1 pseudogene is annotated in these 511 nt (G+C 57.7%); it reads right to left on the bottom strand.

From position 1 onward, the window contains the following. Nucleotides 1-97: 97 nt before the first annotated feature. Nucleotides 98-298: pseudogene (locus AC0L3O_RS35505) on the bottom strand (EamA family transporter); the annotation flags it as partial. Between the last annotated feature and the right edge of the window lie 213 nt (nt 299-511).

Below are 511 nucleotides of genomic sequence, written 5' to 3'. Positions count from 1 at the left end.
ATCTTTCCAGCCATCGAAGGCATCGAATACCTCCAGGTAGCTGGCTACCTGCCCACCTTTTTTTGGCTGTTCTGATCTTAAAGACGGAGCAATAAGCTTTGTAGCGTACCAGAACCGCGCCTGTTGCGATCAAGGCAACCCCTGCCCAGTTCGACGACGATGTTCCTTGAGGAATGTCACTCCGAACACCGCCACCAGCACGAGGCTCAGTTTGTCGTCAGGGGCAACGCGTGCCGCGCCTCCCAAACTGGAGCGCGCGAAAGTAGCAGATCCACGATGCACCTGTCGCCACCCCGGATTGTCCTGCGTCACGTAATCGTCCAGGCACTCGGGAAGCAGTGCCGCTTGCCGGCGATCCTCGCCCTCGACAAACCGCTTCAGCCTGACCCACCTCGCTGATCGGGAATCACGTTATCACATCAATCACGTTCCAAGACAGGCTGGACCCGTTCCGGCCATTGCCGTTGCCACCACGAAGGGTCTTGCAAGGGATTGTTAAGGTCCTCACACC

The sequence above is a fragment of the Mesorhizobium sp. WSM4810 genome (assembly GCF_055811235.1).
This window is presented reverse-complemented; position numbering and strand designations above follow the sequence as displayed.